The following is a 6,060-nucleotide window of genomic DNA, read 5'->3' as shown; positions in this document are numbered from 1 at the left end:
CGGGCGTTGCCCGCGATGGCGTAGTCCCGGGCGCCACCTTTGTCAGTGCCGGCCTCATCGCGGGCAACGCCCGCTCCCACAGGGATTCCTGCCAGACACACAGCCCTCGCCCAGTGACCACTCATGAGGATGTCGATTGACATCCATTTAGGATGATGAATAACATCCACACCACCAGCCACCCGACACAGGAACGAGATCCATGCATCTCCAATCCGTCTTCGACTACCTCAGCCCCTACGCCTACCTCGCCAACACCCGCCTGCCCGGCCTGGACCACCCGGTCGAGTACCTGCCCATCGACATCCTCGCGGTGATGAAGCAGGTCGGGAACCAGCCCTCGCCCGCCTGCCCGCCCAAGCTGCGCTACTCCGGCATCGATGCCGCGCGCTGGGCGGCGCTGTACCAGGTGCCGTTCGCACCCAATGGCGCGTTGCTCCAGGCCATTCGCGCGGGGCGGCTCGAGGGCGCCCTGCTGGTCCGCGCCGCCGTCGCCGCGCAGCAGGCCGGGGTCTTCGAAACCTTCCACCCGGCGCTGTTCGCCGCGGTCTGGGCCGGCAACGACGACCTCGCCAGCAGCGACACCCGCAGCGCCTTCCTGCGCACCCTGAACATCGACAGCGATATCTGGCACCTCGCCGACACCCCGGCAATCCACGAACAACTGGCCGCCAACAACGCCGTCGCCGTGCAGCGCGGGGTGTTCGGCGTGCCGACCTTCTTCTGCAACGACGAGATGTTCTTCGGCAACGACCGGCTCGACTTCGTTCGCGCCGCCCTTCAGCAAGCAAAAGGAGTTCACGCATGACCCCGAAAAAACTCGCCATCGTCACCGGTGTCGGCCCCGGCACCGGCGCCTCCATCGTCCGCCGCCTGGTCGCCGACGGCTACCGGGTGGCGATGCTCGCCCGCAACGCCGAGCGCCTGGCGCAACTGGCCAGCGAACTGCCGGACACCCATGCCTTCCCCGTCGATGTCACCGACAGCCAAGGCCTGCAACAGACCCTGGAGCAGATCCACAGCCGCCTCGGCCACGCCGACGTGCTGGTGCACAACGCGGTCGGCGCCACCTTCGGCAACTTCATGGAGATCGACCCGCAGGCCCTGGACACCAATTTCCAGACCAACGTCATGGCCCTGCTGCATCTGGCCCGCGCCCTGTCGCCCGCCATGGTCGACAAGGGCCAGGGAGCGATCATCGTCACCGGCAATACCTCCGCCCTGCGCGGCAGGACGCATTTCGCCGGGTTCGCCCCGAGCAAGGCGGCGCAGCGCATCCTCAGCGAATCCATCGCCCGCGAGCTGGGGCCCAAGGGCGTGCATGTCGCCTACCTGGTGATCGACGCGGTGATCGACATGGAATGGACGCGCAAGCTGCACCCGACCAAGCCGGACGAGTTCTTCATCCAGCCGGCGGATATCGCCGCCGAGGTCGGCCATTTGATCCAGCAGCCGCGCAGCGCCTGGACCTTCCTCACGGAAGTGCGCCCGTACGGCGAGACCTGGTGAGGTGAACCGCGTCCGGGGGCCGGGTGCTATGATCCGCCCCCGGATCACGCCACGAGGACAACCAGCATGGGCCATTCCCAAGCCAGCAAGCAGAACACCCACGAGCGCATCGTCAACCTCGCGGCGCAACGCTTCTGCGAACTGGGCCTCGACGGCCTGAGCATTGCCAACCTGATGAAGGAAGCCGGCCTGACCCATGGCGGCTTCTACAAGCATTTCGAATCCCGCGACCAGTTGGTGGCCGAGGCGCTGGACGTTGCCCTCAAGCGCTCCGAAGACCCGCAGAAACTGGCGCGGCACAACTTCCAGGCGATGGTCGGCGACTACCTCAGCGTCGAACACCGCGACGGCGTCGGCAGCGGCTGCGCGGTCGGCGCCCTGGTCAGCGATATCGGCCGGGTCGAGGGCGAGGCCCGCGAGCTGTACACGCGCAAGCTGCGCGGCAACTTCAAGGGCATCGCCGCCCTGCTCGGCGGCGTCGACGGGGAAAAACGCCAGGAGGCCATCGTCGCCTTCAGCGCCATGGTCGGCGCCCTGGGCCTGGCGCGGGCCTGCGCGGATGACGAGCTGTCGCGGGAAATCCTCGCCAGCGTGCAGCACTTCCTGCTGGACCGTTTCGGCGAAGACTGATACCCGCCTCTACACTCTCCTGACCATCACCAGGAGAGCGTGGCATGAATGGCACAGAAGTCCTGATCATCGGCGCCGGCCCCACGGGCCTGGTCCTCGCACTGTGGTTGAGCAAGCTCGGCGTGGCGGTGCGGATCGTCGACAAGGCCGCCGGCCCCGGCACCACCTCGCGGGCCCTGGCGGTCCAGGCACGGACCCTGGAGCTGTATCGCCAGCTGGACCTGGCCGATGCCGTGGTCGAGCGCGGTCACCAGGTGCCGGCGGCCAATCTCTGGGTCAGGGGCCAGCCGGCGGCGAAGCTGTCCCTGGGCACGATCGGCGCCAGCCTGACGCCCTACCCCTTCCTGCACATCTTTCCCCAGGACGAACACGAGAAGCTGCTGATCGAGCGCCTGCAGGGCTTCGGGGTGAGCGTCGAGTGGAACACCGAACTGCTCGAACTGCACCAGGACGAACAGCAGGCCCATGCCCGCCTGCGCCACGCCGATGGCCGCGAAGAGGACTGCGCCGCGACCTTCCTCGCCGGCTGCGACGGCGCCCGTTCGACGGTGCGCAAGGCCCTGGACATCGGCTTTCCCGGGGGCACCTACCAGCAGGTGTTCTATGTCGCCGATGTGCAGGCCTCGGGCCCGGCGCTGAACGGCGAACTGCACGTGGACCTCGACGATGCGGATTTCCTCGCGGTCTTCCCGCTGGCCGGCAGCGGCCGCGCGCGGCTGATCGGCACGGTCCGCGACGAACGCGCGGAGCACCCGGAAAACCTGCGTTTCGAGGACGTCAGCAGCCGTGCCATGGAGCACATGAAAGTGCAGGTGGAGCAGGTCAACTGGTTCTCCACCTACCGCGTGCATCACCGCGTCGCCGCGCACTTTCGCCGCCAGCGCGCGTTTCTCCTCGGCGACGCCGCCCATGTGCACAGCCCGGCCGGCGGCCAGGGCATGAACACCGGGATCGGCGATGCCATCAACCTGGCCTGGAAACTCGCCAGCGTCCTTCACGGCAAGGCCAGCGATGAACTGCTGGCCAGCTACGAGATCGAGCGCAAGGCCTTCGCCGAGCGCCTGGTGGCGACCACCGACCAGGTGTTCAACTTCGTCAGCGCCAACGGGCGCATCGCCAACCTGTTGCGCACCCGCCTGGCACCGGTGCTGCTGTCGCGCCTGGTGGCGATGGCCAAGGTGCGTGCGTTCATGTTCCGCACGGTGTCGCAGACCGCCCTCAACTATCGGTTGATGCCCTTGAGTTTCGGCAGCGCCGGACATGTGCATGGCGGCGATCGCCTGCCCTGGGCCCACGATGACGCCAGCGACAATTTCACCGACCTGGCGCGCCTCTGCTGGCAGGTGCATGTCTATGGCCTGGCCAGCAAGGACCTGACGGGCTGGTGCGCGGCGCGGCAGATTCCCCTGCACGTGTTCCCCTGGAGCCCGGCCCACGAGGCCGCCGGGCTGGCGCGCAACGCCTTGTACCTGCTGCGCCCGGACAGCTACGTGGCGCTGGCCGAAGCGTCGTCCTCCACCGCGGCGCTGGAGCGCTACTTCAGCGAGCGCTCGCTGCGGCCCTGCTGAACCGCGAAGAAACGCCAGGTGGCGTACAGGCACAGGAGCAGGCCACTGACCGCCAGCACGCCGCCGACAGCACCGATCGAGGACAGGCCGACCTGGCTGACGACGATGCTGCCCAGCAGCGCCCCGCCGCCGATACCGACGTTGTACAGCCCGGAGAACATGGCCATGGCCACGTCGGTGGCATCGGAGGCCAGTTGCAGCACCTTCGACTGCAGGGCCAGGCTGAAGCACATGATCGCCATGCCCCACAGCGCGCACAGGGCGCACAGCAGCCACGGCATCCCGGCCAGTGGCAGGAGCAGCAGCAGGCACACGCCCAGCGCGGCGATCGAAGCGATCAGGAAGCCCCGCGGGAAACGCTCGCTGAAGTGGCTGAACAGCAGCGATCCGAAAACCCCCGCACCGCCATACACCAGCAACAGGATGGTGGTCATTTCGCTGCTCATGGCCGCGATTTCCCGGGTGAACGGCTCGATATAGCTGTAGCCGGTAAACTGCGCGGTGATCACCAGCACCACCAGGGCATACACCGACATCAGCGCCGGGCGCTTGAGCAGCAGCGGCAGGCTGCGCAGCGAGCCGGAGTTCTGGCTCGGCAGCAGCGGCAGCGAGCGCAGCAGCCAGAGCAGGGTCGCCACCGAGACCACGGCGATGCCGAAGAAGGTGGTGCGCCAGCCCAGCGCCTCCCCCACCACCCGCCCCAGCGGAATGCCCAGCACCATGGCCAGGGTGGTGCCGGTCGCCAGCAGGCCGAGGGCCTTGGCCTGCTGGCCCGGTGGCGCCACGCGCACGGCCAGCGAAGCGGTGATCGACCAGAACACCGCGTGGGACAGGGCAATGCCGACCCGACTGACCAGCAGCATGCCGAAGCTGGTGGCCAACCCGGACAGCACATGGCTGAGGATGAACAGGACGAACAGGAAACCGAGCAGCCGGCGGCGTTCGATATTGCGGGTCAGCAGCATCATCGGCAGCGAGGTCAGCGACACCACCCAGGCGTACACCGTGAGCATCAGGCCGACCTGGGCGCTGGGCATACCGAAGCTGCGCCCGATATCGCTGAGCAGCGCCACCGGGACGAACTCGGTGGTGTTGACGATGAAGGCGCCCAGGGCCAGGGCGAAAACGCTGAGCCAGCTGCCGTTGCGGGGTTCGGGGCTATTCATGCGGTGGACAGGACTCCTGGAAACGGACGAATCGCGGACGTGACAAAGGCATCCATGAACGCGGGGTTCGGATGTGCCATGCGGTCGTTGTAGAAAAGGGTGCGGCCGAGTCTACGTGAGCCTATCCCGCGTCGCAAACGCTCTGCACGGGCTTTGGCGGGCCCCTGGGAATTCAGGCGCCAGAATATCGTCAAAATCCCGGCTTTATTTTCCGATCACCTGCAATCTGGCTGATAAGCCCGTGATAGAGCGACATTTTGCAAGTTAACACATCTTGAAACAACTAATGCGGTGGCATTTTGACGGGATGGCAAATTGCTGCGCTATACATGAAAAAAAGTTCATTTTCTTGACACAACCCCCGCCGGAGGCTTTATGCGTGCACTGCCAACCATCCTCGCCCGAATCCGCCGCAAAGGCCTGCGCCGTACGCTGGTCACCCTGTGGCAGCGCCATGTGTTCTTCCATTGGGAGTTGCTGTGGATGGAGCGCGACCTGGTCACTCCGGTGGCTGCGCACAACCTCAAGGAACACCCGCCGGTGCGCCTGGTGACCATCACCGAAGGCAACGCCGGGGCCTTCGCCCGGCACTTCGGCGACCGCGTGCAGACCATGCGCGAACTGGCCCGCGCGGGGCATGTCGGGCACATGTACCTGGACGCCGACGGCGACGCGGTGGCGTTCATCTGGGCCAGCACCCGCGACTATGACGACCGCCACTACTACGGCTGCACCTTCCCGGTGGCGCCCGGCGACTTCTTCGAGTTCGGTGGCGAAATGATCCCGGCCTACTTCGGCAGCAGCCTGTCGGTGGATGCCCAGGTCAACCTGTGGAATGCCATGCACGCGCTCGGCTGCAGCCGGGTGGTGGACGTGGTGGAGACGCACAACGTGCCGGCGCTCAAGCTGCACCTGCGCATGGGTTATCACGAGCAGGGCCGGGTGATGCATGTCTATGGGCTGTTCGGGCGCTGGAAGCTGTTTCGCGAGAGCCGCTACGAGGGCTCGCGGTTGCTGCCGCTGTGCAAGCCACGGGTGGCGCCGGTGGCGAAGGTGGAGATGGCTTGAGGGGTGAATTGGGGTCATCCGTGACAGGCAGATGATCGCTTGTTCTGCGGCGTGCCGTCGCGCTAAATGGTGGTCTGGATTGCGGCCGCTGCGCGCCCGTTCGCAGGCAAGCCAGCTCC

6 protein-coding genes are annotated in these 6,060 nt (G+C 66.6%); 5 read left to right on the top strand and 1 reads right to left on the bottom strand.

Annotation, left to right across the window (positions count from 1 at the left end):
• The first annotated feature begins 202 nt into the window (after nt 1–202).
• From RTI28_RS29050 to RTI28_RS29035, 4 genes are all read left to right on the top strand, one after another.
• Complete coding sequence (locus RTI28_RS29050) at nt 203–808, top strand: 2-hydroxychromene-2-carboxylate isomerase (RefSeq protein WP_316923687.1); 606 nt, start codon at nt 203–205, stop codon at nt 806–808.
• Nucleotides 805–1,509 carry an SDR family NAD(P)-dependent oxidoreductase gene (locus RTI28_RS29045; protein ID WP_316923686.1) on the top strand — a complete coding sequence of 235 codons (705 nt, stop codon included), beginning with the start codon at nt 805–807 and terminating at the stop codon, nt 1,507–1,509. The genes RTI28_RS29050 and RTI28_RS29045 overlap by 4 nt, the downstream gene beginning before the upstream one ends.
• A 66-nt stretch (nt 1,510–1,575) precedes the next feature.
• Entirely contained in the window at nt 1,576–2,139 is a 564-nt protein-coding gene (locus tag RTI28_RS29040; RefSeq protein ID WP_316923685.1) for a TetR/AcrR family transcriptional regulator, read from the top strand.
• A 44-nt stretch (nt 2,140–2,183) separates the two neighbouring features.
• Nucleotides 2,184–3,707 (top strand): FAD-dependent monooxygenase, encoded by a 1,524-nt coding sequence (locus RTI28_RS29035; RefSeq protein ID WP_316923684.1) that lies wholly within the window; start codon nt 2,184–2,186, stop codon nt 3,705–3,707.
• Here RTI28_RS29035 and RTI28_RS29030 read toward each other — a convergent pair.
• A complete protein-coding gene (locus tag RTI28_RS29030; protein WP_316923683.1) occupies nt 3,674–4,873 on the bottom strand; it encodes a sugar transporter in 1,200 nt (399 codons plus the stop codon). The genes RTI28_RS29035 and RTI28_RS29030 overlap by 34 nt on opposite strands.
• A 375-nt stretch (nt 4,874–5,248) precedes the next feature.
• Here RTI28_RS29030 and RTI28_RS29025 point away from each other — a divergent pair, with 375 nt between their 5' ends.
• The gene (locus RTI28_RS29025) at nt 5,249–5,941 is read left to right on the top strand and encodes an N-acetyltransferase (protein ID WP_316923682.1); all 693 of its coding nucleotides are present in this window, start codon (nt 5,249–5,251) and stop codon (nt 5,939–5,941) included.
• Nucleotides 5,942–6,060: the final 119 nt, after the last annotated feature.

Origin of the sequence: Pseudomonas sp. zfem002 (assembly GCF_032621685.1) — a bacterium.
Taxonomy (GTDB): Bacteria; Pseudomonadota; Gammaproteobacteria; order Pseudomonadales; family Pseudomonadaceae; genus Aquipseudomonas; species Aquipseudomonas japonica.
Note: the sequence above shows the minus strand (reverse complement) of the source record. Positions and strands in the feature narration are given on the sequence as shown.

Coding starts and splice junctions, on each gene's coding strand:
- RTI28_RS29030 (WP_316923683.1), bottom strand. CDS start 4,873: ATGAATAGCCCCGAACCCCGCAACGGCAGCTGGCTCAGCGTTTTCGCC.
- RTI28_RS29040 (WP_316923685.1), top strand. CDS start 1,576: ATGGGCCATTCCCAAGCCAGCAAGCAGAACACCCACGAGCGCATCGTC.
- RTI28_RS29025 (WP_316923682.1), top strand. CDS start 5,249: ATGCGTGCACTGCCAACCATCCTCGCCCGAATCCGCCGCAAAGGCCTG.
- RTI28_RS29050 (WP_316923687.1), top strand. CDS start 203: ATGCATCTCCAATCCGTCTTCGACTACCTCAGCCCCTACGCCTACCTC.
- RTI28_RS29045 (WP_316923686.1), top strand. CDS start 805: ATGACCCCGAAAAAACTCGCCATCGTCACCGGTGTCGGCCCCGGCACC.
- RTI28_RS29035 (WP_316923684.1), top strand. CDS start 2,184: ATGAATGGCACAGAAGTCCTGATCATCGGCGCCGGCCCCACGGGCCTG.